1 protein-coding gene is annotated in these 338 nt (G+C 68.6%); it reads left to right on the forward strand.

Annotated features, from left to right (window positions below; translation table 11 throughout):
- Positions 1-338, forward strand: a 338-nt coding sequence (locus tag DW298_RS05065) for an Ig-like domain-containing protein (RefSeq protein WP_240745021.1), incomplete at both ends; no start/stop codon positions are given.

The raw sequence follows: 338 nt of genomic DNA on the forward strand, positions 1-338 counted from the left end.
GACAACGGCGACGGCACGTACACCGCCACCCTGACGTCGGCGACGACGGTGGGTTCCGCGATCGTCTCGTTCACGATCGATGATGCCGATGCGGACGCCACCGCCACGGTCGCGTTCGTCGCGGGTGCAGCGGACACCGGTACGTCGACGATCGTCGCGTCCCCGACGTCGATCACCGCGGATGGCTCGAGCACCTCGACCGTGACCGTCACCCTCCTCGATGCGAACGGTAACGTCGTCGCGGATGCGGGCGACGTGGTCGGTCTGTCCACCACAGCGGGCACGCTGTCCGCGGTGACCGACAACGGCGACGGCACGTACACCGCCACCCTGACGTC

It is taken from the genome of Microbacterium sp. A20, assembly GCF_004794515.1.
GTDB lineage: Bacteria > Actinomycetota > Actinomycetes > Actinomycetales > Microbacteriaceae > Microbacterium.